The following is a 24,866-nucleotide window of genomic DNA, read 5'->3' on the forward strand; positions in this document are numbered from 1 at the left end:
GATCAGCGAACGCCTAGCACCTGCTTTGCCCGGTTCAGGTATCTTTGGCGATCGGCCAGACCGTTGCGCCCGCCGTTTACCACGCGGGTTACAGCAATCAGGTCATCGCGGTCAGCATGTTGGTTGATGTTGCGGGTTTGCCAGAACCACCCGGCGGCAGTGACGGCATACTGCGGCGACGCAACCAAATCGGGGTTTGCTACAAAATCGACCCCCATTGCCCTGGAAAACTGAGCATAGTTGGAGCGACCCGTTAGCTGAATTACGCCGCGCCCCATATAGCGTGCGCCATCGCCCGGTTGCGTGTTGCCGAGATTTCGCGCTAGGCTCGACGGCGGCTCGTAGCGGCGCTGGGCATCTGTCGGGCCCCAGATTTCGCGCAGATAGCGGAATCCCCCGCTTTCGTGCAACACCTGACCAAAGAAATGGGCCATTCGCAGGGGAGTGTTGATTTCAAACCGCTCGAAGGTGGCGTTGATGCCGGGGGTCATGGCAGTTACGCGATCGCGCAATTGGCTAGAGCCGATGATCTGCAAAATCTGATCTGTCGTAACGAATTGCCGTTTTGCGGGGGGATAGTTGGCCTGGGTATTGGGCGGCGGGGGCTGGGGCGGTGCGTCCTGAGGTAAGATAAATAGCCGCACGTAGGGTAAGGTTCCGGCAGGACGGGCAGGCAAATCGGAGAGCAGTCGGATAAACGAGTCGATTTCTTCATCCAGCGCGTGTAGCTCTGGCTGTTTCATCAGCAGATCTCGCAGGCGATCGCTCCCCCCATCTCGATAATGGGCCATAGTGAACGTTGTGCCATAGATGCCGTGATAGGGATGGGCACTGGCAGGCGCAGGCGGCAACCCCGTGAGCTGACGAATCGCCCGATCTAGGAACCGATCGGCATCGTGGGGCTGGGGTGGCAATTGCAGCAGAAGCTGCTCAAAGCGACTAATTCCGTAATCTCGATATGTCCTAAGTTTTGCGCTATCAAGCGTAGGCGCAGGACTGGCAGCGCTACTGGGCGCGGAATTGGTCGCATTATTAACCGAAGCATTAGTCATGGCGATTTCCCTGATTCTGAAGTGATGACAACACAGCGTGCGATCGCGCTGACTGGGGCAAAACTGAACGAGCGATCGCGGCAGCGCGTTTTGATTAGCAGATGCGTGCTGAATGACTTAGTTTAGAATGCCCAAACTCACGTCCGCAGCACAACGACCCGCTATGAAATCCGTCTTCACACGGCAATCTTGTGTTTAAGCGGTCAAGTCAATCTGGAAAATCCTACAGCCAACAGCAATCTGCCTGGTCAAACAAGCTGCCTGGTCAATCCTGAATCGCAAACTCGAACCTGTGAAACGGCACTTTGAAGTGGTGAAATGGTGTGAAACGGTGTCCAGAGCGTGTTGTGCCGTCTTGCCAGATACTTCACGCTCTGGCCGTAGAATTCCAGACAAAGACTCGACCCGTTTCCCAACTGGCTAGAAATCGGTCAGAAATTGCCTAAAAAACTGGCTACAAACCAGATGCAAGAAGGCCAACTCCAGCCAATAAACGCAGACTCAATGGACACAACTGGACTCGAACCAGTGACCCCCACGATGTCAACGTGGTGCTCTAACCAACTGAGCTATGCGTCCTGAACAGTCTACTAATATAGCAGCCTTGGGCGATCGCATCAAGCTTTTTGTCCCCAATTTTATAGAACGCTGGCTGAAATGCTTTTTCTGCCTGGGGTTCACGCTTTGCCGTCCCACTGCTGCTTCATCCGCTCGATGCGCTCTAGCAGGCTCTCGTTCGACAGGCGCGAGTTGAGCCGCTCCACCAGCAGCGGAAAGGCAAAGGGCGACGGGCGCTTGGTGGTTTGCCACACCAGAGAGAGCGATCGCACTCTATCCAGCGTTTTGGCCAGCCGATGCACCTCCAGCTGATCAGTGAGGACTTCTTGCTCTGCCTGCTTCAGCAGCAAGTTGTCCGGTTCATATTTGGAAAACACTTCGTAAATCAGCGACGAACTGACCTGGAGTTGCCCTGCCGTCTTTTTGGCAGAGGGATAGCCCTTGAACACCAGCCCAGCAATCTGGGCAATGCCGCGAAACTTGCGGGCAGTGAGTTCCGACAGGTTGAGGCTGGCGCGGATGTCGGCTTCCAGATTTTCCAGGCTAAAGAAGTCTTCGGAAAACAGGTCTTGAAACGGATAGTCCTTAGGCGCGAGGATTTCAAACCCGTAATCATTCACGGAAATCGTAAACGTCGCCTGCTTTTGTCGCGCAAACCGATAGCCCCACAAAAAGCCCAGCCCCTCATGCACAAAGCGCCCTTCAAAGGGATAAACATAAAGATGCTGTCCTTCGCGGGTCTTGCAGGTTTCAATCAGCAACTCGGTTGCGGCGGGCAAATGGGATATGCGCTGCTGGGCAGACAGAATTGGTTTCAAGCAGATCAGTTCCAGATTCGTGCTTGCATCCTGACTCCGTTCAATTTCACGTCTCAGGTGCATACTCAGCGTGTCAGATATTGCGAGATTTCCGCCACCCCAGGTGGGTGTTACGGTAGATTTCTTGCTTGTGCTTTTGACATACACCACCATATCTTTCATCTGAAAAAACTCAAGCTGTCGCCCTGCAAAAAAGAACACGTCGCCCTTTTGCAGCTTGGATGCAAAGTTTTCCTCAATCGTGCCAATCTTGCGGCGATTGGTGTACTGAATCTGTACCGACTGGTTCGAGATAATTGTTCCGATACCCATGCGGTGCATCCGGGAAATTTGCAGGTCGGTGACACGATAGCGGTCATCCTCCAGCGTGATTTTTCTGTACCTTGGATAGGCGCTGAGTGACTTCCCACCCTTTTCCAAAAAGTCGAGTATCCAAGTAAATTCGGCATCCGTTAAGCGTTCGTAGGATAATGTTTTGCGAATGGTGGAGAGCGTGTCGGCAGGCGTAAAACCATCTCCACAGGCCAGGGTGACTAAGTGCTGAATTAGCACGTCGTAGGGCTTGTGGAGCGGGCGGCGCACTTCGATATCGCCCTGGGCCAGTCCATTGCGAAAAGCAGAAATTTCCAATAGCTCCAGCGAGTTGGTCGGCAGGAAGAAAATCTCGGACGTGCCTGCGGGGACGTGGGCCGATCGCCCGGCCCGTTGCAATAGCCGAGCCAGGTTTTTGGCGCTGCCAATTTGCACGACTCGCTCTACGGGCTGAAAGTCTACGCCCAAATCCAAGGACGAGGTGCAGACGACCCACTTGATGGCCCCGGTTTTCACGGCTGCTTCGATCGCCTCTCGTTCTTGCACGTCGATGGAGCCGTGGTGCAGCGCAATGCGATCGCCCTCTTCGGGCAGGGCAAACGTGAGCGCCTGATACCACTTTTCTGCCTGGGCGCGGGTGTTGGTGAAAATCAGCGTGGAGGTTTCGATATCTAGTGCGTCTACGAGTTCCTGAAACATTCGCAGGCCCAAATGCCCCGCCCAGGGAAAGGTGTCTACCGAGTCGGGCAAGATACTGCGAATGATCGTTTGCCGCTGGAGGTTGGTTTGAATCACCACGGGTTCGATATCCAGCCCCACGGCGACTTGGGCAGCTTCCTGAATATTGCCTAGCGTGGCCGACAGGGCCCAGGTTTGCAGCGACGGGCGCAATTGACGCAGTGCCGAAAGGCAGAGTTCGGTTTGGGTGCCTCGTTTGGAACTAAGCAACTCATGCCACTCGTCCAAAATCACCGCCCGCAGATTGCCAAAAAGCGTCTCCGCACCGGCATAGGACAGCATCAGAGCAAGCGATTCTGGCGTGGTGATCAGGATCTGCGGCATCTTTTTGAGCTGGCGGGCTTTGCGGCTGGCGCTGGTGTCGCCCGTGCGCGACTCGACCCGCAGATCCCAGCCCATGTCTTCGATGGGGCGGCGGATGGATTGCTCGATGTCGCGGGAGAGCGATCGCAGCGGGGTCAGGTATAGCAGTTGCAGCCCTGGTTTGGGGTCGTGCAGCATAGCGGCGATCGCCCCCATGACCGCCGCATAGGTTTTGCCAGACCCGGTGGGCACCTGCACCAGCCCGCTGCGCCCCGCCAGAAACGCCTCCCAGGTTTTCTGCTGAAACGGCAATGGCTCCCAGCCCTGCCGCTGAAACCATTCGACGACAGGTGCAAGGCTGGACGTGCTGGGAGGGGCAGAACTAGGCGGCGATCGCCTCTTCATAGGTCACAAAATGGGGCATAAACAGCATACTTTTGGCTCCACAACGGAACGCTTTTGTCCATCGAGAATTGCCTCAAACGGCTTGCCTGCATCCGATGCCTAAATCTGGATCACCCTTGACCGGATCATAAATCACAGGCAATCTTAAACCTTAAATCGTTTGGCAAATTGCTGTGTAGCCGTTCTATGTAGCCGTCCTATGCAGTGATTTTCACTCTTTATTGGTACTTAGAGACGGTATTTAGGGATGGTATTTAGAGCATCCTTTGCTAACCATAGCAGGCAACCGTCAGACTCTATTCCTTGCGTCTTCAGTAATTACACGCTGATTCTCACTGTAATTTTTCTATGAAGCACATAATTAACCGTGAGTCTCAGGACGCTAGGCCTCTACTGAAAGATAGATAGTCAGAATATGAGTTTAGGAGCAGTTTATACAAAATTGTCCTGTCTGTTTCTCGAAGTGTTCTATCACGGCAAGTGCTTTCTATCGTTTATCGCGATCTCTTTGAGACTGAGTGACTAAATAATTGTGAATTTGCTAGCCGCTAGCCTTGCCGTAAGTTCATCTGGTTCGCTTCCTTAGAGGATGTTTGAAAAGTCCTACTGTTTGTAGCAAAGCGTGCAAGATCCCCCTAAATCCCCCTTAAAAAGGGGGACTTTAAGGCGGTTTCCCCCCTTTTTAAGGAGGGCTAGGGGGGATCTCTGAGTGCTTAACATTACAGGCGATACCTTTTCAAACACCCTCTAAAGATTGCTCAGAGGATGTTTGAAAAGTCCTACTGTTTGTAGCAAAGCGTGCAAGATCCCCCTAAATCCCCCTTAAAAAGGGGGACTTTAAGGCGGTTTCCCCCTTTTTAAGGGGGGCTAGGGGGGAGCTCTGAGTGCTTAACATTACAGGCGATACCTTTCCAAACACCCTCTTAGAGCAGCTCCCATCGCGTCGAAGCGAGCAAGCCAAGCCGTTTTCCGATCAAAATACGCTCGCCTGCATCCCCGCCTCCTCCTGATTCCTCGATCAAGCGGGTGCATTGTCGAGACGTTTGGTGCATTCTACCGCCCTCTTTCCTGTCGCTTGTTCTTAGCACTGATTTTTACACAGTTTGCATCTGTGTAACCTTGCGTCTCTGCGGTTGCAGAGCGGCAGATCGTGCTGCCTCAGGTTTGGCCTGCTTTCAGGTACAGTTCTGTCGATTTGGGCTATTCATTCACCTGCTGTTTCATCCTTGCTTAGGAGCGCTCATAGCCATGTCCGCAGTTTGTCTTCCCTCCCCGGTTTCTAGATTGTCCTCGTCTGCTTTAACCCATTCAACTCAACAAGTCCTGTCGGTTCCCAAAAGCGCCTGCACACTCGTCGTGTTTGACCGAGGCATTGCGGATCTGGGAACGCTGGTGGCGGGTGTGTCGGACGCTGCGGGCGTGCTGGTGCTGGACGCTCAGCAAGATGCGATCGCGCAAATTACGGCAGTTCTGACCCAGTATCCACAGATTGACCAAGTTCATCTCGTGACTCACGGCAGCGAGGGCTGTCTGCAACTAGGCGATCGCCCCCTCTCTCTGGAAACCCTCGACCGCTACGCCTGGGAACTACAGTCCTGGTTTTCTGCTGCAAACGCGCCGAGGCTAATCCTCTACGGCTGTCGCGTGGCAGCAGGCGAAACCGGGGCAGAGTTTCTGCAAAAGCTGCACCAACTGACTGGAGCCACAATCATCGCCTCCACCACCGACACGGGAAGCCTATCCCTGGGCGGCAACTGGGAACTGGAGATGCAGGTTGGCCCCGGTTCCTATCAGCCTGTGTTTTCTGAAGGGGCGATCGCCCGATTTTCTGGCATTCTCTCCCCTGTCCAGTTCAACCTTTCCGGCGTGCTGAACCGCGATGTCATTGCCAATACGGGGGACAGCATTCAAGACTCAATAGACAACCAAACCAACGTCATGATAACCCAGTCCGTTGCCACTGCCATTGGCGGGGCAAATGGTCAGGGCTTACCCGACAACGGCTTCTTCGCAGCCAATGCCTTTCGCCCCAATATGCAGCTCGCTTATAGCAACACCAACAACGGCAACAACGTTTGGTTTGCTACGGCCAATGGGCAGAGCATGAACTTTGCAGTTCCACCTGGTCAATATAGCGAAGTTCACATCGCCGTCTTGTCCACAGAAGGGGCATCCTCCATGCGGCTGACCTTTCACTACAGCGATGGCACCACGCAAACCACTGGCAGCATCACGATTCCCGACTGGTTCGACGAAATTACTGAATCTGCCTCGCTGTACTACATGATCAACGGCATGGATCGGGCCCACAATACCGCAGGCACACTCTTTGAGGATGCCAACAATCCAGCCGTCTTTGGAGCACGCTTCCTTCCTAACACGGGCAAAACGCTGCAAAGCGTCACCGTTGAGAAAGTTGGTACGACAGGCTACCTCAACGTTATGGGCGCAACTGGCGTGGTTAACAACCTGCCCACAAACGTTAACCTCAGCAGCACCAGTGTTAATGAAAATGTCGCCGCTGGCTTCACAGTGGGTGGACTGAGTACCGTTGACCCCGACGCAGGTAATACTCACACCTACAGCCTCGTAGCAGGTGCGGGAGACACCGATAACGCTACTTTCAGCATTGTCGGCAACCAGCTTCGGATCAACACCCCACCCGACTTTGAAACCAAGAGCAGCTACAGCATCCGAGTTCGCACGACCGATCAAGGTGGGCTGTTCTTTGAGCGCGTCTTCACTATCAACGTGAACGACGTGAACGAAACGCCGACCAACCTGACGCTAAGCAACACCACACGAGATGAAAACATTCCTGCCAATTCTCTAATTGGCAACTTCGGTACCGTTGACCCCGACACAGGCAATACCCACACCTACAGCTTGGTGGCGGGTGCGGGAGATACCGATAACGCTGCCTTCACGATCGTCGGCAACGAACTGCGGATCAATGCCTCCCCCGACTTTGAAACCAAGAGCAGCTATAGCATTCGGGTTCGCACGACGGATCAGGGCGGATTATTCACCGAGCGCGTGTTCACGGTCAACATCAACAACCTGGAAGAAGCGCCGACCAATCTGCAACTCAGCAGCAATGACCTGTTGGAAAACGTCCCTGCCGATACTGTCGTCGGCACACTGAGTACGATTGATCCCGACGTTGGAGACACCCATACCTACGACTTGGTCAGCGGCACAGGCGATGAAGACAATGCCGCGTTCACGATTGTCGGCAATGAGCTGCGGATCAATGCCTCGCCCGACTTTGAAACCAAGAACAGCTACAGCATCCGGGTTCGCACGACCGACCAGACCGGGCTGTTCTTTGACCGCGTTTTGACGGTTTATATCAACAATGCGAACGAGGCTCCGACAGATATCATCCTGAGCAGCACCAGTGTTGAAGAAAACGTGGTGCCAGATACGGTAGTGGCCGCGCTCAGCGCCGTAGACCCAGATGCAGAGGACGAGCACACCTATCTGCTGGTGGCAGGTGCAGGCGACAACGACAACGCCGCCTTTGCTCTGGAGGGCAACGAGCTGCGAATCAACGAGATGCCAGACTTTGAAGCCAAGTCGGTGTATCGAGTTCGGATTCGCGCCGTCGATCGCGATGGGCTGTTCTATGAAAAAGCTGTTCAGATCAACATCACGGATGTGGATGAGTCGGGCAATGCGCCGCCGACCAGCATTAGCCTCAGCACCGCCAGCCTTGATGAAAACGTTCCTGCCAATACCGTCGTGGGCACGTTTTCGACGGTCGATCCCAACCCTGGCGACGTGCATACCTACAGTCTGGTAAATGGGGTCGGCTCGACGGATAACGCCGCGTTTACAATTGTCGGCAATCAGCTCCGAATTAACGTATCGCCCGACTTTGAGGCGAAGCCCAGATACAACATCCGCGTGCGATCGCGCGACCAGAGTGGTGGCATTTTTGAGCGGCAGATGGTGATCACGGTTAACAACGTGAACGAAACCCCGACCGCCATCAACCTCAGCACGACGAACATCAATGAGAACCTTCCTGCGAACAGCGCTGTTGCAATTCTCAGCACAGTCGATTCCGATGCAGGAAACACGCATGCCTATACGCTAGTGAGCGGCGAAGGTGACACTGACAATGCTGCATTTAGCATTGTAGGTAACCAGCTTCGGATCAATACTTCACCTGACTTTGAGACCAAGAATAGCTACAGCATTCGTCTTCGTTCAACCGACCAGGGTGGATTGTTCACCGAACGCACGGTCAATATCGGCATCAACAACGTCAACGAAGTGCCGACTCAACTGGAGTTCAGCGCTACGAACGTGAATGAGAACGTGCCCGCGAATAGTGTGATCGGCACGTTCACCACCACCGATCCCGATGCAGGCAATACCCACACCTACACGCTGGTATCAGGCGCTGGCTCGGCTGACAATGCTGCCTTCACCATCGTTGGCAACCAGCTCCGCATCCGCAACGCACCCGATTTTGAAACCAAGCCGAACTACACGATTCGCGTCCGCACGACAGATCAGGGCGGGCAGTTCTTTGAGCGGCAGTTTAGTATTACCGTCAACGACCTGAACGAAGCGCCCACCAGCATCACCCTCAGCAACAACGCTGTGCGAGAAAACGATGCTGGCGTGGTGATTGGCCGCCTGACGGTTGCCGATCAAGATCGCAACCAAACTCATAGCTTTACGGTTAGCGATCAGCGCTTTGAAGTAGTGAATGGGCAACTGAAGCTGAAGTTTGGACAGAGCATCGATTTTGAACAGGAAAAGCAGGTCAATCTCAGCATCACGGCCTTTGACAACGGGTCGCCCAGCCTCAGCCGCACCCAGAGCTTCACGATCAACGTGCAGGATGTGCCAGAAATTGATGTGGAGAAGTTCCGCTCTGGCGTGACGGGGGCGCTGACCCAGCTCGCTGTGGTGCTGGACAACGACCTGGCGCGGAGTTCTCTGCCGATTCTGGGAACGCTGAGCGATCGCTACGTTCCTGCGTTCCTGAGGAACCTGACCAGCACCTTGGTCAGCGGCATGGCTAATGAGGAGCAACTCACGGTCGGCGAGTTCCAAAACCGCATCAGTCGGAATCTGCCGGGTATTCGAGTGCTGACCGACTTCAGTCATGCGAAGCAGTTTGAAGTGACGCTAGACATGACCCAGACCTATAACCTAGGTTCCGTCGGGCTGAATAGCAACATGGGCCTGCCAATGCTGAGCATGAGAACCACGGGTTCTGCCAATGCCAGCGTCCTCGGCGGCATGAGGCTGACTTTCGGCTTCCATGATGACTTCGGCTTCTATTTCAACACGAACCCCAGTAAGACTTTCTTTGGGGCAGAACTGACGGCTGCGCTGTCGAATAACTTCAGCGCCCAGGCGACGCTGGGCTTCTTGCAGGCAAGCTTGACCAATGATCTGTCCAATCCTACGCGGGTGACGGGCGGCTTTAAGGCGCTTCTGAAGGACATCGACAATATTCCGGGTGCGCCCAACGATGGCGATCGCCTCACCCTCACCGAGCTGCGGCGACGCAACGCCAATTCCAGCTTCCGTGAACTATTTAGCACCGAATTTGCCATCACGCCAAACCTGGGCATGAAAGCCCGAACAGGCATCGCCAACTTTGAGGGAATGCCCTCCATTAACTTTGATCTGGCGCTCAAGTGGAACGCCTTTACCTACCGCGACGGCCGCAGCTCATCGGGCAGCCCCCAGCTTGAGTTCAACAACGTCACGCTAGATCTAGGTTCCTTCATCTCTGGCTTTGCCCGACCCGTCCTCACTCGCATCGATAACACCATTAGACCCTTCCGGCCGGTCATCAACTTCCTGAATGCTGACACTCGGATTCTCAGCAGTCTGGGTTTGACCGGCCCCTTCGACCAGAACCGCGACGGCCGGGCGACGGTCGTAGAAGTCGTCAGCACCCTCAGCCGCTGGCGCTTTGGGCGTGGTATCGACACTCGGTTTATCGATGCCATTAGCGCTCTAGATGCCGCCATCACTGCCCTCAACCAGCTCACCGCCAGCGACGGCAACTTGGCCATCAACTTTGGCTCCTACAGCATTGGCACTGTAGACACCAATGCGGCACCTAGCAGCCTGTCCCAGAGCAGCCCCCGCACCACTAGAGGGCAAAGCACAAACTCCCTGACCCAGGCTTCGAGCAACTCGCGTGTGCGGAACTTTATCAATGCGCTAAACCGAGTCGAAGGGCTGGGCTTCCCCATTCTGTCTGATCCCAACCAGGCGATTAACCTGCTGCTGGGGCGCACGGCGACGCTGTTCCGCTACGACATGCCCGACCTGGACTTCAACCTCCGCCTGGAGCAGAAGTTCCCCGTGATTTGGCCACTCGAAGGCAGGTTGTTCGGCGATCTCCGCGTGCGAAGCAATCTCGACTTTGGCTATGACACCTTTGGCTTCCAAGAGTGGCAGCGAGCAGGCTACTCCAGTTCTGCTGCCTCCAGGCTGATTGATGGCTTCTATGTCACCGACTTCCCCGGCGACGAAATTACCGTCGATGCGACGATTGGCGCAGGCTTTGGGGTGAACGTGGGTGTGGCCGCAGGACGTATTGACGGGGGTCTGCGAGGCAGGGCAGGCATCGACCTGATCGACGTGGGCGAAAATGCTCGAAATCCAGTTTGGGATTCGGAGTATAGCCGAGTCTGGAACGAGATCAATCGGCAGATTGGCCATATCTCTTTCCTCCGTCCACTCGTTGGCGCACAAACGATTGCAACGCTCAATTCGCGGGGTATTCGCGAGTTTGTTAACCTCAGCGACGGCCGCATCCGCACCACTGAGATTACGTCTCGCCTGAGCAATCCGCTGAGCCTGTTCCAGATTCAGGGCGTGGTGAATGTGTTCCTGGATGCCTATGCGCGGGTTGGGGTGCGGGTTTTTGGCAAGCTGATTGGCAAAGAGTGGCGGAAGAACCTGGCGACGTTTAAGATTATGGAGTTCAGCGTGGGGGGCGGCGCTTCTGTAGGACGGATCAGCCAGAAATATATTTCGGGGGCCACGATCTTCCTGGATGCCAACAACAATGGGGTGCTGGACGAGAACGAGCCTTACACCATCAGCAGCTTCGACGGCTCCTACGAGCTGAAGTTTGCTACCGAACTGTTTGACAAGAATGAAAACGGCGTGATTGACCCCGACGAAGGACAGATCCTGGCGGTGGGCGGCTACGACACCTTCACCAACGAGAAGATGGATGTGCCGCTGTCGGCTCCGGTGGGCTATAGCATGATCACGCCAGTCACCACTATGATTAACGCGCTGGTGCGGATGGGCGATGTGGATGTGGCGACGGTCGCCGCTCAGGTGAAGGCGGCGCTGGGGCTGCCTGAGACGCTGGATCTGGGAACCTTTGACCCGATCATTGCCATGCGCGACGGCGACCCGAACGGGGCCAAGGTGATGGCAGCCCATGTGTCCATCTACACGCTGATGGATCAGGCGGCAACGCTGCTGCGGGGGGCGACGGGGCTATCGGGCGAGATGCTGGCGATGCTGGTGACGGGGGCGATCGCCGATGCGATTGAACCGGGTCAGCCGCTGGATTTGAGCAATAGCTCGGTGGTGGCGAATATCCTGAAGACGACCGTTGGCGCACTGGAAATGGTCAGCCCTGCCCCGGAGCTAGCCAAGGTGACGGCGATCGCCGATCAGGTCGCCACCATCATGGCGGAAGGTGTGCAGCGGCTCCAGGCGGTGCTGGCAAAACCGGGCAATGCGGCGGCGCTGCTGCGGGAAGTTAGCGAACTCCAGGGCTTCCTGGTCAACAACACCTCGAAGGATCTGGCGGCTGCGATCCTGGGTACGAAGACCATCGATCAGGTGCTAGATGCCAATACCGGCGATGGGCTGCTGGCCGGGCTGAAGCGCCGCGAAGCCATGAAAAACCGAGCGACCCTTCCAGGCACCAACGAAATCGACTTCCTCAAGGGCACCAACCAGAGCGAAATTTTGGTGGGTCTGAAGAAGGGCGATCGCATCCGGGCACTGGGCGGCGACGACATGGTGGCCGGCGACTCGGGCAACGACTGGCTGCACGGCGGCAACGGCAACGACACGCTGAACGGCGGGCAGGACGACGACACCCTGATCGGCGGCGCGGGCGATGACGTGCTGATTGGGCGCAGCGGCAAAGACACGCTGATCGGCGGCAGAGGTCGCGACACCTTCCAGCTTGCCGCCAACAAGAAGGGCAGCAACCGTATCCGCGACTTCAAGGCCGCAGAAGACCGCATCGAAATCACGCTGGGTCGAGAGTTTGCAGAGCTGCCCATTGGCAAAGGTATCAGCGCCGAGCAGTTCCGCCTGGGCAGCAAGGCAGCGACCGAAACCGAGCGGTTTGTCTATAACCAAAAGACCGGAGCGCTGTTCTTTGACCTCGACGGCAGCGGCGCGGGTCAGCAGGTGAAGATTGCTCAACTCAACGCTGGCGCGTCTCTGACCCATGCTCAAATCTCGATTGCTTAAGTAAGGCGTGATGGGTGACAGGGCAATGAAATGCTAGTGTAAGCCACACGGCTTCGTTTAGACTCATCGAGGGTGTTTCCTGCGGGACGGCCCTCGATTTTTTTTGCGTTAAACCATGCTCCTAGACTTGCCAAATTCAATTCGCCTGATTGCCACCGACATGGATGGGACGCTGACCCGCCGGGGCAAGTTTACGCCGCTGCTGCTGCAAGCGCTGGAAGTCCTGCAATCGGCAGGCATTCCAGTGGTGATAGTGACGGGGCGATCGGCGGGCTGGGTGCAGGGCGTGGTGTCGTATCTGCCCGTAGCGGGGGCGATCGCCGAAAATGGCGGCGTGTTTCTTCCCGGAGACACCGAGCCGGAGTTCCTGGTTCATGTGCCTGATCTGGCCGATCATCGGCGATCGCTGGCCGATCTCTTTCACGACCTTCAAAACACGTTTCCCAAAATCCAGGAAGCCCCCGACAACCGCTTCCGGCTGACGGACTGGACGTTTGATGTGCGGGGCTTGTCGGCAGCGGATTTGCAAACGATGGGCGATCGCTGCCAGGACGCGGGCTGGGGCTTTACCTACAGCACCGTGCAGTGCCATATCAAGCCTGCTGCTCAGGACAAAGCCAGCGCCTTAGAACAAGTTTTGCAGCGGCACTTTCCCCCTTTAGTTTGGACTAACTGGCATCACAATAATGCTCAACAGGATGCCATAAAGAATCTGCTCAACCGTTCATAACAGTTGAACTTAAGGAATTGGATACAATCCTGCTCGCAGTTAAGCTGCTGTTGCAACCGGACTGTTCAGGGATTGTTCGGATGTCTTGCGTTTCGAGGCTCGTTTTTTGACCATCGGATAGCAGGGACGAGGAGTTGGCTTGTGCCCCTTGCCTCGTCCTGGCGATTTACCACGAGGTTTAGGCGCAGGAGCAGGGGTGCCAATCGCTGCCAAAATGCCTGCAAACGCTTGTGCGACCCGACCCGGAGTCAACGTTTCTTGCGGTGCCTGCCAGGGCAAGGGGTGGTCAGTACAGTCCTTTCGCGCTAACCACAACTGCCAACTGAGCAACGGCATCAGGCTGCTCCACTGTTCGGTTGCCGATACAGAACTGAACTGGGGATGTGTCCAATATAGCCTCTGCTTGGCAAAGCGATACCAGTGTTCAATGGCAAAGCGACGGAGGTAGTGCAACCACAGGGTTTCTAACGGAGGCATCTGCTCACCCAGCCAAACTAACCACAAAGGAGCCAAGCGTCGCGTGCTGCTCTGTGTCTCCAGCACCTCCACGCGCAACACTTCCATTGCCCGTTTGGGGGATTTGCGGAAATGGTATGCACTCCAACGACTGACCCGCACTCGTCCCCAGTTGGGATCATCGACTTCAACGGTTTCGACCGGGACACTCCAAGTGTCAGGGTCATTGAGTTTCATCTTATGTCCATGCTTGGCAGGTGCGCCTCGCCCTCGATACGCTGGGGGCGCGCCATAGACACATCGATTGGATGTAACCCGCAGCAGCAAGTCTGCCTCAATCCCTGCCGTTTGGTTGACAAAACTGGCATTGCCGTACCCTCGGTCGTAGATCGCCAACGGACGCACCGCTAACTGCCGAGTCACTTGTTTGAGTTGGAATGCCGCTTTACTGGCGGGTGTTTCAAAGCTGGTGATGCGCTCATGCCGCAATGGTAATGCCCAACTGCCCCTGTCTTCAGCAATCCAGGCTAAGGTACTGTAGTTTTGTCCGGCTATCGGGGCATGTCCTGTTCTGCCTGATAAGGTGCGGTCTTTCAAACGCCTGGCAGCAGGACGGTTCCACCGACTCGCATCACCTGCCAACAACGGTTGCTGCTGAGTCGGTATCTGCTGCACCAACAGCTTCAGCACCTTTGATCGGGGTAGGCGGCTATCGCGCAACGCTTCATAGGTGCTCGACCACTGGCGACGAAAGACAGGACTCTGCGATAGCCTCACAAACGACACGATGCACGCACTCACTAACACGGCATCCATCAGATCAAACAGGGCATCTCTGGCGTTTCCCAAGCTGGCATACAACGTTTGGCGAAATTGCTGAAGTTCGTTGAAAATCATGGGGTCAATGTTGGTTGTACTTCATTGACCTTACGGCAGTCGGTGCTTCTCATTGACTGCCTTCCTCTTCACCATTAGTCCAAACTAAAGTCCCACAAGTTCCGTCATCACCTCAATTGAGATCCGATCGCCCCAGTCACTCATCTCGTCACACAGCAGCGTCCAGTGATCCTCGTCCACTAGGGGGTCATAGTCCTCAATGGTGCCGCGATCTGTGAGACGGCGTTTTGCTTCAATGACGAACTCCCGCAGCCCCTGCTCTGCGGACTGATAGTCCACGCCTCTGCCGTAAACTTTCAGACCCTTAAAATCGCTGGCCCGCGCCAGCGGGTTAATCACCATAACGCGATCGCCCCGCTTGGCTTGCTCCATGCCAAACCACGCCAGCTTGCTAGATTTGCCACTGCCCTGCGGGCCAAAGATGCGGATGCAGGGCGCATCTAGCAATTGGAAGAGTCCGGCATATCGCGGGTCGCGGCTGTGATCCACGACTTTGGGCGGTGGTTCTGGCTTTGGTTCCGGCTTTGGCTCTGGTGCTGGTTTCTCCACTTTTTCAGGAGTTCCAGAACCGATCGGCTGGAGGTCGGGCGGCAGTTCTACCGTCAGATCTTCTATCTCGATCGGCAACCCAAGGCGATCGCGCCACTTGTTACCAAACTCTCGTTGCAGCGCCTGCTGCATGTTGGGGTCAAAGAGTGCGCCCCGCTCTGCCCGCTCCAGCAGTTCCGCCAGCTCGTCCCTAAGGGTGCGGGGTTGCTGTTGTTGTGGTTGGAGCGATCGCCAGTCCACCGCGCTCGCCGCCGCCAGCCCCAGCCCAACGGTCGCCAGCGCCAGCGCCGGAGCCATGCTGAAATTGCGCTCTTGCACCTGCACGGGCAGCACGCCGGTTTGCTGCAACGCAGTTGTGGCGTTGTCAGACAAAACCAACTGCGTGCTGCGTCCCTTGGCGGCGATTGCCACCGACAGGAGCAAGCAGACAGTGGATGTGGCGTAGAGCAAAGGTTTCATGGCTGTAGCTCTAGTGGTTCTAGCTGCCTGGTCTGTGGGTTGTACTGCATCCCCGCCTGCTGTTGGGCGGGTTGCTTCATCTTCATAAAGGTGTTGGCGACGCCGTTGGGCGTTTGGGCATCCAACTGCTGGGTCGCATTTAGATATTTGACGCGGGCGAACCGCCACAAGTCTGGTTGCCACTGGTGCGGCTCAGTGCGGTTTTCTCGAATCCGATCTAGTGCCCGATTCAGGCTGCTGATCAGTAACAGCTCGTCGGTATTGCCCACTTGGGTGGCGGCTTGCCAGCGCTCATCTAGGGTGCGTTGCTGCCACGCGACGCACTGCTCTTGAGTGAGCTGGTAGCAGGGATGTCCTGGTGTCGCCATCCCCAGCGTGATGCCGATAAACCACTCATTGACTTTGCGCTGCAAAAGCTGAGATTCCATCTCGCCCATGACCCGGCGACCCGCGTCCAGGATTTCGGCGGCAGTGGCGGGGCGCACGCCCTCAGTAGTCTGGATCGGCTGATCCAGCACAATTCCCACCGCAGCGTCGTAAACAACCTGCTTCGACTGCGCCGCCAGCGGCGTAGTGATCGCTGCCTCCTGGATCTGGTTGCCCGACAGCACCAGAGTCCCCAGCGCCACCATGCTGGCTGGCACGATCACGATAAAGAAAAGTTTGGGGTAGTGGCGCATGAAACCATTGGTCAGCCCCATGAAGACCGCACCAAAGTTCGGACTCGGGAGGCTGGGTCGTTCCCGATGGGCAATCTGATCTCGCGGCACGGGACGCGCCGGAACCTCGCGAGGGGGCGCGGCTTGCCCGAAACCAGGCGCAATGTCTTGCAGCCCCTGCCAGTAGCCTGACGTGGGTGGTTCATCTGTTAGATATTCGTCGGGGTCAATGTAGGCATCGCCCCCGTAGAAATTCATCCCTGCATCCATACCTTTTACCTATCACTCCGGCGTATTTTCATCACTGACGCGGGGCAATCAGCCCCAAGGCGGCCCCGAAGGCGAAGCCCGTGACGACCACGCCGCCCGTGAGCGCAGCGCCCGCCACCACGACGATGCCGCTGGCGATCGCCGCCATGCCCCAACCTCCGTACACCATCCGTTCTGCGATCGCCAACATCATGGCGGCTTCCTCCCGTTGCTCTCTTGCGGCGATTATTCGTCCGATCCGATAGAAGGCAGCGCAGCGCGCTGCGGCAACAGCGCTGGCAGTGCGGATATCGTGTCCCCACTGGTCATCTGGGCCAATGCGTCGGGGCGCAACTGGAGCAACTGATGCGCCTGCTGCGCTAGATTGCCGCCCGTCCAAGGGGACAAAAAAGCGGCTGTCAGGTTATTTCGGGCGGCTTGGACGCGATCGCTCTGGCGAATTTGTGGTGCGCCGATCAGCGCCCCTGTTAGTTGGTAAAACGCTACGTTGGACTGAACGGCGGCCTCTACCGCTGCGGGCAGCACCGCACTAACCACGTCGCCCTGCATCCCGCCAATCCCTTCTTGGGCCCCGGCGTAGGCTGCATTGTCCGTGTCTTCGACTGGGGCGGAGGACTCTTCTTGCTGGCGGAACTCCGCGACCACTTGGGCTGCGGTCTTGCTTTTCGCCTGCATGACCTGAAGCACCTGATACATCTGGGCTTCCTGTCCCTCTGTGTAGTTGGGAGACTTTGCCTCAAATAGGGCGATCGCAATTTCATCCACCTTGGCGGCGGATTTCAAATCCCACTTTTGCTTAAGCTGCGTTCTCGTAGGCATGTGCCTCTTCCTCTTCCTCTTGAATAATTACTGCTTCCAACTGGGCTTGCGTTCCGCCACGGGCAAGCCAGATGCAGACCCGCACCAACTTGCGGACATCTTCTGGCTGGTAGAAGGGCAGCTCGGAGTCAACGCCCTCAACATCACACCACCGCACCCAGACGTTGCGGGTGATGGGGTTTTGGAGGCTGAGGCGACGACGATATCGAGGGTTGGCAGCGGCGCGAACCCTAGCCAACATTTGCTTGACCTCTTGCCGCCCCAGCTCCAGATCCACGGGCGCGGCATCTAAACCGCAGCTGGCGATCGCCTCATTGATTTCTTGCTGATGGATAACCTTCATGGAACGCTGGCGGAACATTCATGGACTTCCATCACTGTTCCATGAGCGTTCCATAGCTGGAAATGATGAGTTAATAATTTTATGAACCCGCTTTTTTTACGCCATAATTGGGGAAAGTTAAAGTTTTGGAAGCACTGCCTTGCGATCCATTGCCCCACCGCAACGATCCCTTGCCCCACGGATTTCGTTCCCGCAGTTAGTTCAACTGCTGGAGCGTCATCTTCTGGCAGGCAAAACCGCGATCCACCCGACCGAGTTCTTTGACCGGTGGATCAAGAAAATCTATAATGTGTTTCCAGACGAGCCGAACTACCGTCAGGCTTGCCTGACGGAACTCATGATCAATCTCAACGGGGTCGTGACGCGAGAATCAATTATTGGTAATTGGCGTTGGGAAGGCGAAAAGCAGCAGTTCCCCAACTACCTGCCCGCCATGCTGTTCCAGATTCATCAGCGCTACTGCCTGCTGGACGCGCTCCACCTGCTGCCCCGGCGATCACTCTATCGTGAGAATCAATGACGAGTCTACAGAGCGCAATTCAGTGGTGTCAGCAGCAGGCATCTATCCAGGATCTGGTGCTACTGCTAGACGAAATCGTGGTACTGCTCCGCAACGCTATCCTGGCGCAGGATATGCCGATCCAGACCATACAGGACGTGATCGAACAGTCGCTGTTGGTGCGCGGCTGGAATCTGGCGAACTTAGCGCAGATCAGCGGTATAGAGCTGCCCCGGCTGCGGGAAATTCTGGATCATGAGGGTCTGCCGCCCTCCAGTGAGGAACTAGCGGCGATCGCGCCCACCTGCTATAGGCCCGACGGAGCCGCCTGGGCAGCCGAGGAGCTGGAAGTGTTGGCAAAAGTCCAGTACGGCGCACAATACTACGCGCAGTACACCTCGCTGTCGATGCTGATCCTCAGAAACTGGAACTTGCTGTGCCGCACCCCCATGCCAATCGAACGGCTCCAGGCGCTGCGGGATGGCGAAGACCCAACGGAAGCCGATATCCTGCGGCTGGTGCTGCACCTGCGGCTGGAGGAAGCTTTCGTACGGAATCTGGCGAATGGGGCGATCACATGACTGAACCGAAAATTACACATGTTTGGGCGCTATACAAGAACCACCCTGGCGTTCATGGGAAACTTGTCGGCATCTTTAGTTCTGCCGACCTCGCCAAGAGCTGCGCTTTAATTCAGCCTCAACTTCAAGGCGACTGGACGCCCAGAGAAGTGCATGACTCTTATATCTGGATAGACCGACTTGTTGAGCAGAGGGCGATCGCATGATCTGTTCTGACGGAAGCAGCAGGTTGAGCAGTCCGCAGAGCAGCAAAATCAAGAGCCAAAACCGCCACGCCCGCAGTACGTCAAAGGCTCTCATCGCTAAAAATAAGTTCCAACGCTTTGCCACCCTCTCGCAGCGCCTCGCTGCGGACATGGTCACCCGCCGCCCGTAGCGCTTCAGCCGCTATCGTGAAAGTGTTGGGCGTCAGCTTCGGCACACTGATTAGGTAATTGAGGGCACGGCAGAAATGATCCTCCGGGTGCGTCGTTGACAGAAACTTGATACGCTCAGAATCTCCGGCGCGAAACGCTTCCAGTGCTCTGAGCTGAATATCATTAGCTGGATTGCCCAGCAGATTTAGGATGATTGTCACAATCTGCTGGGCTTTTTCAGCCGTTACCTCTAGGCTCATGATTCTACTCCTCTGGATACGAAACTACAGAAATCGGCAAGCGCGATCGCGCTCAATCTGCGGCAGATAACTGGCGTCCCAGTTATCTCTGAAGTGCTTGATCAGCATCCGGCTGATCACCTGCACCATTGAGCCGCCATCAACGATTCGCGCCACCTTTAGCAGCACGTAGTTATAGGCTGAAAGCCCAATTGTGTGATAGGTGCGGCGAAACGCAGGATCGGGGGCGATCGCCGCGATCGTATCAATTGGTGCAGCGCCAAACGCTGGGCGTCCGTTTTGGTAAGGCAGCAGGTCTTCCTCGGTGCGATCACGCAAGCATACAAAATAATCCTCTTCTGTCATGCCGCGCGCCGCTGCGTCGATCTGCCCAGCCTCCGCATAGAATCGCCCGTCTCGACGAAAGAAGCCGTGCAGGCATTGCTTGACGATAGTGGACTGGTTCCAGCCCAGCTCATCACACGCCAGACGTATTTTTTCCCAGGTGGGATTATCCGCGTAGATATAGTTCACTCTTAGCTCTCGGATCATTTGCGATCGAATCGAAACTAATCCATTTTCCCACGGGTTGTAATTTTGGGCTATCGTTAGTAATATTTTTACTAACGAGCTTCAGAAGTAGTATGAGCGCGATCGCCCATTACCCCGAACGGATTTCTCTAATCCGCAACTTCCTCAATCGGCATGCAGGGGCGCTAGAGGACGGCGACGCCCGCGTGGTGGTGCACCAGTGGGAAGCCGTCGAAACAGCGCTGCGCGATCGCCCTTGGTGCAGCATCACGCTTGAGTCTCAGGTGGCACGATTTGCGCCGCTCATGCTGAACGACATGGTGGTAGGGCAAGGCTGGGTGCCGCCCTGTGCGGTCTTTCGGTTCCTAGGGGTCAACGGAGAGGCGATCGCCACCCTGCGGATCTGGATCGATCGTCCCAGGGTATTGGTGGAGCCAGGGCTGGAAGGGAAAAGCTATGTGGAGGCGATCGCCAATGCGTTCACTCGATCGTTTATATGAGCTGCCGATCTACCTTCCGCGTGGTTGGCGTGTCGTGCCCCGGTGGGACAGGCTCATCCTAGTGGCTCCCGACCGAGTGGCGGCAGAAAATTTATGCATTGGTGCAGCCCGCCACATCCGCGCCACATCCAAACGGCTCAGCGTTCCGGTCGAGATTTACTGGTGCGGCAAAACTGAACGCCTGGAAACTTACGACTGAGCCACCTACGCTTGGGCATTTTGCCATAGGCTCGTCGCTTGGTTGATCCAATCAACAAAAACATCAGGATGACGCAGCGCGATCGAATCCAGAATATGGCGATCGCCATCACCCGTGACTTGGTTCCACAATAGTTGATACTCATTTGAGCAAAAGGAGGTGATGCAAATAGCTCAATTTGATTACGAGGTCTGGAAATACATCATTCAGGAACATTCGGTAGAAACGGATGGCTTGAAGGGGCAGGTACTTATCTGTTTGTGAGATTCCGATAAGTACCTGCTGACGCATGGAGGGGAGCCTTCTTCCCTCCTTCACTATCGTGAGGATAGCACCATGATTCTTGATATTCAAACCCCTTGGGGACGGGCTACTGCCGAGCAGGTTTCCGCTAGCTTGCTGCATCCCGAAAGCCTGGCGGGCGATCGCCGTCTGATCTCTTGGCGCTTCACGCTATTAGGTGAACCGCCACAGTCCGAAGTATTTGCCTTCCACCCTGACGAGGATATCGCGGCGCATCTGCGCTATTGGGTTGGGTGCCTCAGCCCCGAAGGGCAGGGAGAGCACGATGCTTTGTGCGATCGCTTAGCAGAGCAGGCTCGTGAGTACGTCAGGAGACAAAATGATGACCTGTCTTCATAGCGATGCAGTTAAGAACGGGCACGACCGACAGGGGCGACAGCTTTACCGCTGTCGAGATTGCGGCAAGGCATTTGTCTTAGAAAGCGGGCGATCGCCCGGTAGACCGCGAGGGAAAAACCCACTGTGTCCAATTTGCAGTAGCGGGAGCGTGAAGAACGGCAGGCAGGATGGGCATCAGCGATATAGATGTCAGAACGGACACTATTTCAGCGGTATCAGTGAAGATTAGTTCCGCTTAAACGACCCGAACGCCAGCCGCTTGGGTCGCGGCTCATAGAACGCCGCCAGCACCGCGACTTCTGCGAAGCAGAGGGCATGGTGAAAGTGATCCGGCATCCCTGGCGTCTGGGCCCAAATGCCATCGGTGCGGCGATCGCTCGCCAGCAAGTGGAGCAGCAAGTTATCTTCGTCGCGGGAATCGTATTGCAGCCCCTCGGGCAGATGGAGTTGACCCCGGTAGAGGCGATCGCGCACGGCATCTAGTCCAAAGGTACGGTGCATCGCGAAGACCGGCACTTGCTGATCCTGGATGGTGCGCTCAGCTCTGCGGAAATCTTCCCCCTTGAGCTGCACTTGGTCAAACAGGAACATCGCGCCCTTGCGTCCCTCGGTTCGGTAGTGCGTCAGGAGCGTGGATTGTCGTACCGATGCCGCAGCAGAGCGATCGTGCCAGACCGACTGGCTTGGGCGTTTGCGAGCGTAGGCGGCGGCGAGCTGGATCTCCGGTTCACCATCAAACCCCACAAGATCGACATCATGGCGATCGACGTGATCTTCCACGCCATCAAAGCCATGCAGATGCCCCCACCATTCCAACACTATATGGGCATTCAGCCAGCGGGTTTCGGGGTCGGGTTCGTCGGGCGGCAGATACCAGGCGGTGCGGACACAGTAGTGGGAGGCGCGGCCCTGGTCTCCCCCCAGCACGACCAAATCGGGCGATCGCCCCTGGCACCAGTCCGGTAGCGGTAGCCCGCAGGCCCGCTGGAGCCGTGGTAGCGAAATCTTGCCAACCCCGATCGTAATTGCCTTGCCTAGGCCTTGCTGGATAGCATCAGCCGGGTTGCGCGTCGTCGCCAAGTCGCGCATCGTCTCGGCCGGGTTGAATAGCTTGGAGGCAAGTCGGGGCAGCCGCAGCGCCACCGGGTCAAACAGCGGACGCTCTTTTTCAATCAGCTCAGTGCAGAGATCCCGCAGTTTGGTGCCGGTGTTGACGCAGACAAATTCGCCCGTGCCCCTGGGTTCCCGGAGGTCTGTCGGAACGATTGAGTCTGTGCGAGAAATTGCGGCGATCGCCCAATCGGGCAACTCACCTCCGCAGTGCTGACAGCCAATGTAGGCAGTTTCGATCCGTCGTCTACGGCTGCTGTCGTCTCGACAGAACCAGTCCAGCGGCCGCCCCGTAATGTCAACATAGCGTTCATCAGTTGCGCCGTCCTCTGTCTCCTGCACGACAGGGCGCAGCAGGTTGCCAAACGCATCAAGAAACTGAGTGCGATCGCAATGGGGACACCGTACCCGCCACTGAAAGAAGTAGGCGCTGGCCCGCACGAGGCTATCGACGATGCCGCCCTCATGACCCGGCGTGCTGCCCGCTCGAAACGGCTTCGTGCGGAGCGTACTGGCGGACATCCGTTTTTTCGCAACGTCCAGAACCCCTTCGGGATACAGCTCAATCTCGTCCGCCCCCTGCCACCAGGCGGGAAAGCTCGACAGCGTGGAGCTGGCCTGCCGTTCCTGCTTGTTTTTTGCGGCGGTGCTGGCATACCAGAAGGTGCACTCCACACCCCCGACCGTCATCTTACGCTCTTTGTGGTCGGTGTCTTTGCGGCCGGTCGCCAAAATACGCGATCGCCGCACCTTCTGGATCGAGTCAATAAAGTCAAAGGTGCTCTGGATACGGGGCACCAGTTCCCGCAGCTTCCGCTCAGCCTCAAACCCAACGCCACACGGGATCTTGACCTCCGCCATCACAAACGCCAGCATTGCGATCAGTGATTCGGTAAAGCCGACCTGTGAGGGCTTTTCTACCACAAGGAACTCTACCCACGGGTTACCCATGAGCAAATAAAACTCTTCCTGGGTCGGTTCAATCCAATGGAGCGGTTCACCGTTGCTGCGGCGATATTGGTCGCGTGCCCATTCGGCAAACAGGATGCCGCCGCGATCGTACCAGTCCTCAATGCCCTTGACCCGCAGGGCGGATTGATCCAGCGAAAACTGTCCGCGTCGTCGCTGGGCGGTGTTCTCAATCTGGCGTCGCTTGCGTTGGCGAGTGGGTTTTGGGGGCGCGAGAAACATTAGTCTTCCGCTTCTACCTCGTCGTCTGGCTCGGCGTCTGCTTTTTCCGGCTCCTCCAGGTCAAACGGACGCGCATAGATTGAGCCGTCTTCGTTCTCCTGCACGTCGTAGCCATATTTGTGCAGCGTGTTGAGCGCGGCGTTGTAGTCGCTAGTGAAGCCGATGTGGCGGGCGATCAGCGAGAGTGCGGTGTTGTTGCGCTCGTGCAGCTTGATCTTGAGGCTGACCCGTGCTTCACCCTCTTCGCTGTAGGAGGTGTTGCAGGAGATCTCTTTAATGCCCAAGACTTTGTAGCGTGGCAATTTCTTCAGATCTTTCAGCGTCAGCGTCCCGTCTGACTGGACGTCCGCTACTTCAGTAATGTCTACGTTGCTGGACTCGACCCATTCTTTCGCACGTTCCAGAACCCAGTCGTGATCGACCTGATAGCGCAGCATGAGCGATCGCTGGAGATCCCGCAGGTATCGCTTGAAAACCGGACGCGCAAACAACCGGCTAGCCGCTGCCGCCAATGAGTCAGCATCCCCCCGGTAGCCAGCCTTACGGTAAGCATCTGTCTGGGTGCAACCGCCCTGAAGATAATGGCGGGCAACCCATTTCTGTTGCTCCGTGAGGGGCGATCGCTCCAGCACGAGTTCGGCGATTCGTTGCTGAACATTAACATTTCCTAACAGTCCACCCGCAATCCTCACCAGGTCTGCGTCGCTGTTGTGGCGATAGCCCGCACGCCGGGCCGCTTCAATGTTGTCAAAGTCTTCAACGTATTCGGCACAGAACCGGTCTTGCAATTGGTTCAGTGCCCGTGGCTTGGGAGGCATGGGCAACAGCGCAGAGCTAGATCAACCCGCTGGGGCCTTGTTTTAAGATTATCGTACCCAGAAGCTCGATCTAGCGTGCTGTTGCGCCGCAGCAGAGGATTTAAAACTTCAAGCCTCACCATTGAGTAGTGAAAACAAGTCGGTTTGCCCGCACGGATCGATCGCAGCTTTACGCTGATCCTTGATCTGCGGATGGCGTAAGTTTTGCGGATTGCAAACCGTCAAGTAACGACTGCCAACTTTGACAACCGGCTCAGGCTCAAAATACCGGACTGTGCCTCTGCGCCATTTGCCACCAAGGAATATCTCGACATTGACGCGGTAGCCCCAACTTAC

21 protein-coding genes and 1 tRNA gene are annotated in these 24,866 nt (G+C 56.4%); 8 read left to right on the forward strand and 14 right to left on the reverse strand.

Annotated features, from left to right (window positions below; all coding sequences use genetic code 11):
• Positions 1-2: 2 nt before the first annotated feature.
• The 3 genes from HPC62_RS23160 to HPC62_RS16090 form a co-directional block, all read right to left on the reverse strand.
• Positions 3-1,052, reverse strand: coding sequence for a glycoside hydrolase family 19 protein (locus tag HPC62_RS23160; RefSeq protein WP_205370020.1), 1,050 nt, complete (start codon positions 1,050-1,052; stop codon positions 3-5).
• Positions 1,053-1,557: 505 nt separating this feature from the next.
• A tRNA-Val gene (locus HPC62_RS16085) sits at positions 1,558-1,631 on the reverse strand.
• Between the two features lie 98 nt (positions 1,632-1,729).
• Entirely contained in the window at positions 1,730-4,186 is a 2,457-nt protein-coding gene (locus tag HPC62_RS16090) for a ligase-associated DNA damage response DEXH box helicase (RefSeq protein WP_172357322.1), read from the reverse strand.
• A 1,284-nt stretch (positions 4,187-5,470) separates the two neighbouring features.
• Between HPC62_RS16090 and HPC62_RS16095 the strand changes: the two genes are divergently transcribed.
• The gene (locus HPC62_RS16095) at positions 5,471-12,682 is read left to right on the forward strand and encodes a DUF4347 domain-containing protein (RefSeq protein WP_172357324.1); all 7,212 of its coding nucleotides are present in this window, start codon (positions 5,471-5,473) and stop codon (positions 12,680-12,682) included.
• A gap of 115 nt (positions 12,683-12,797) precedes the next feature.
• Complete coding sequence (locus tag HPC62_RS16100) at positions 12,798-13,412, forward strand: HAD family hydrolase (protein WP_172357326.1); 615 nt, start codon at positions 12,798-12,800, stop codon at positions 13,410-13,412.
• A 39-nt stretch (positions 13,413-13,451) separates the two neighbouring features.
• Here the strand turns inward: HPC62_RS16100 and HPC62_RS16105 are convergent, their stop codons facing one another.
• The 6 genes from HPC62_RS16105 to HPC62_RS16130 all read right to left on the reverse strand — a co-directional run bounded on the left by HPC62_RS16105 (position 13,452) and on the right by HPC62_RS16130 (position 17,864).
• Positions 13,452-14,765 (reverse strand): NF041680 family putative transposase, encoded by a 1,314-nt coding sequence (locus HPC62_RS16105; protein ID WP_172353244.1) that lies wholly within the window; start codon positions 14,763-14,765, stop codon positions 13,452-13,454.
• 84 nt (positions 14,766-14,849) lie between these two features.
• Complete coding sequence (locus HPC62_RS16110) at positions 14,850-15,773, reverse strand: hypothetical protein (protein WP_172357328.1); 924 nt, start codon at positions 15,771-15,773, stop codon at positions 14,850-14,852.
• On the reverse strand, positions 15,770-16,690 hold the full coding sequence (locus HPC62_RS16115) for a hypothetical protein (RefSeq protein WP_172357330.1): 921 nt from the start codon (positions 16,688-16,690) through the stop codon (positions 15,770-15,772). The genes HPC62_RS16110 and HPC62_RS16115 overlap by 4 nt, the downstream gene beginning before the upstream one ends.
• A 43-nt stretch (positions 16,691-16,733) precedes the next feature.
• Positions 16,734-16,895, reverse strand: a complete 162-nt coding sequence (locus HPC62_RS16120) for a hypothetical protein (protein WP_172357332.1) — start codon at positions 16,893-16,895, stop codon at positions 16,734-16,736.
• A gap of 32 nt (positions 16,896-16,927) precedes the next feature.
• Positions 16,928-17,521: a hypothetical protein gene (locus HPC62_RS16125; RefSeq protein WP_172357334.1), complete on the reverse strand. Its 594-nt coding sequence runs from the start codon at positions 17,519-17,521 to the stop codon at positions 16,928-16,930.
• Positions 17,499-17,864 (reverse strand): hypothetical protein, encoded by a 366-nt coding sequence (locus HPC62_RS16130; RefSeq protein ID WP_172357336.1) that lies wholly within the window; start codon positions 17,862-17,864, stop codon positions 17,499-17,501. The genes HPC62_RS16125 and HPC62_RS16130 overlap by 23 nt, the downstream gene beginning before the upstream one ends.
• Positions 17,865-18,003: 139 nt before the next feature.
• Between HPC62_RS16130 and HPC62_RS16135 the strand changes: the two genes are divergently transcribed.
• Complete coding sequence (locus HPC62_RS16135; protein WP_172357338.1) at positions 18,004-18,384, forward strand: hypothetical protein; 381 nt, start codon at positions 18,004-18,006, stop codon at positions 18,382-18,384.
• Positions 18,381-18,944 (forward strand): hypothetical protein, encoded by a 564-nt coding sequence (locus HPC62_RS16140; protein ID WP_172357340.1) that lies wholly within the window; start codon positions 18,381-18,383, stop codon positions 18,942-18,944. Before HPC62_RS16135 ends, HPC62_RS16140 begins: the two co-directional genes overlap by 4 nt.
• A gap of 286 nt (positions 18,945-19,230) precedes the next feature.
• On the opposite strand, the gene HPC62_RS16145 is transcribed toward HPC62_RS16140, so the two are convergent.
• Both HPC62_RS16145 and HPC62_RS16150 read right to left on the reverse strand, forming a co-directional pair.
• Complete coding sequence (locus HPC62_RS16145; protein WP_172357342.1) at positions 19,231-19,560, reverse strand: hypothetical protein; 330 nt, start codon at positions 19,558-19,560, stop codon at positions 19,231-19,233.
• 24 nt (positions 19,561-19,584) lie between these two features.
• A complete protein-coding gene (locus HPC62_RS16150) occupies positions 19,585-20,073 on the reverse strand; it encodes a hypothetical protein (RefSeq protein ID WP_172357344.1) in 489 nt (162 codons plus the stop codon).
• Positions 20,074-20,183: 110 nt separating this feature from the next.
• On the opposite strand from HPC62_RS16150, the gene HPC62_RS16155 reads away from it, so the two are divergent.
• Positions 20,184-20,570: a hypothetical protein gene (locus HPC62_RS16155; protein ID WP_172357346.1), complete on the forward strand. Its 387-nt coding sequence runs from the start codon at positions 20,184-20,186 to the stop codon at positions 20,568-20,570.
• A gap of 34 nt (positions 20,571-20,604) precedes the next feature.
• Complete coding sequence (locus tag HPC62_RS23165; RefSeq protein ID WP_216655272.1) at positions 20,605-20,769, forward strand: hypothetical protein; 165 nt, start codon at positions 20,605-20,607, stop codon at positions 20,767-20,769.
• Between the two features lie 5 nt (positions 20,770-20,774).
• Here HPC62_RS23165 and HPC62_RS23980 read toward each other — a convergent pair whose 3' ends face one another.
• Complete coding sequence (locus tag HPC62_RS23980) at positions 20,775-20,900, reverse strand: hypothetical protein (RefSeq protein ID WP_267313413.1); 126 nt, start codon at positions 20,898-20,900, stop codon at positions 20,775-20,777.
• Between the two features lie 205 nt (positions 20,901-21,105).
• Here HPC62_RS23980 and HPC62_RS16165 point away from each other — a divergent pair, with 205 nt between their 5' ends.
• On the forward strand, positions 21,106-21,411 hold the full coding sequence (locus HPC62_RS16165) for a hypothetical protein (protein WP_172357350.1): 306 nt from the start codon (positions 21,106-21,108) through the stop codon (positions 21,409-21,411).
• A complete protein-coding gene (locus tag HPC62_RS24360) occupies positions 21,395-21,640 on the forward strand; it encodes an IS1/IS1595 family N-terminal zinc-binding domain-containing protein (RefSeq protein ID WP_449369348.1) in 246 nt (81 codons plus the stop codon). Before HPC62_RS16165 ends, HPC62_RS24360 begins: the two co-directional genes overlap by 17 nt.
• Here the strand turns inward: HPC62_RS24360 and HPC62_RS16170 are convergent.
• Together HPC62_RS16170 and HPC62_RS16175 are read right to left on the reverse strand one after the other, a co-directional pair.
• Positions 21,637-23,712, reverse strand: a complete 2,076-nt coding sequence (locus HPC62_RS16170; RefSeq protein ID WP_172357352.1) for a phage terminase large subunit family protein — start codon at positions 23,710-23,712, stop codon at positions 21,637-21,639. The two genes, HPC62_RS24360 and HPC62_RS16170, sit on opposite strands and share 4 nt — an antisense overlap.
• Positions 23,712-24,530, reverse strand: a complete 819-nt coding sequence (locus tag HPC62_RS16175; protein ID WP_172357354.1) for a terminase small subunit — start codon at positions 24,528-24,530, stop codon at positions 23,712-23,714. The genes HPC62_RS16170 and HPC62_RS16175 overlap by 1 nt, the downstream gene beginning before the upstream one ends.
• Positions 24,531-24,866: the final 336 nt, after the last annotated feature.

Source organism: Thermoleptolyngbya sichuanensis A183 (assembly GCF_013177315.1).
Taxonomy (GTDB): domain Bacteria; phylum Cyanobacteriota; class Cyanobacteriia; order Elainellales; family Elainellaceae; genus Thermoleptolyngbya; species Thermoleptolyngbya sichuanensis.

Bases quoted from the DNA above. Each gene is read 5' to 3' on its own strand.
- HPC62_RS23160 (WP_205370020.1), bottom strand. From the start codon at position 1,052: ATGACTAATGCTTCGGTTAATAATGCGACCAATTCCGCGCCCAGTAGC.
- HPC62_RS16090 (WP_172357322.1), bottom strand. From the start codon at position 4,186: ATGAAGAGGCGATCGCCGCCTAGTTCTGCCCCTCCCAGCACGTCCAGC.
- HPC62_RS16100 (WP_172357326.1), top strand. From the start codon at position 12,798: ATGCTCCTAGACTTGCCAAATTCAATTCGCCTGATTGCCACCGACATG.
- HPC62_RS16105 (WP_172353244.1), bottom strand. From the start codon at position 14,765: ATGATTTTCAACGAACTTCAGCAATTTCGCCAAACGTTGTATGCCAGC.
- HPC62_RS16110 (WP_172357328.1), bottom strand. From the start codon at position 15,773: ATGAAACCTTTGCTCTACGCCACATCCACTGTCTGCTTGCTCCTGTCG.
- HPC62_RS16115 (WP_172357330.1), bottom strand. From the start codon at position 16,690: ATGAATTTCTACGGGGGCGATGCCTACATTGACCCCGACGAATATCTA.
- HPC62_RS16120 (WP_172357332.1), bottom strand. From the start codon at position 16,895: ATGATGTTGGCGATCGCAGAACGGATGGTGTACGGAGGTTGGGGCATG.
- HPC62_RS16125 (WP_172357334.1), bottom strand. From the start codon at position 17,521: ATGCCTACGAGAACGCAGCTTAAGCAAAAGTGGGATTTGAAATCCGCC.
- HPC62_RS16130 (WP_172357336.1), bottom strand. From the start codon at position 17,864: ATGAAGGTTATCCATCAGCAAGAAATCAATGAGGCGATCGCCAGCTGC.
- HPC62_RS16140 (WP_172357340.1), top strand. From the start codon at position 18,381: ATGACGAGTCTACAGAGCGCAATTCAGTGGTGTCAGCAGCAGGCATCT.
- HPC62_RS16145 (WP_172357342.1), bottom strand. From the start codon at position 19,560: ATGAGCCTAGAGGTAACGGCTGAAAAAGCCCAGCAGATTGTGACAATC.
- HPC62_RS16155 (WP_172357346.1), top strand. From the start codon at position 20,184: ATGAGCGCGATCGCCCATTACCCCGAACGGATTTCTCTAATCCGCAAC.
- HPC62_RS16165 (WP_172357350.1), top strand. From the start codon at position 21,106: ATGATTCTTGATATTCAAACCCCTTGGGGACGGGCTACTGCCGAGCAG.
- HPC62_RS24360 (WP_449369348.1), top strand. From the start codon at position 21,395: ATGACCTGTCTTCATAGCGATGCAGTTAAGAACGGGCACGACCGACAG.
- HPC62_RS16170 (WP_172357352.1), bottom strand. From the start codon at position 23,712: ATGTTTCTCGCGCCCCCAAAACCCACTCGCCAACGCAAGCGACGCCAG.
- HPC62_RS16175 (WP_172357354.1), bottom strand. From the start codon at position 24,530: ATGCCTCCCAAGCCACGGGCACTGAACCAATTGCAAGACCGGTTCTGT.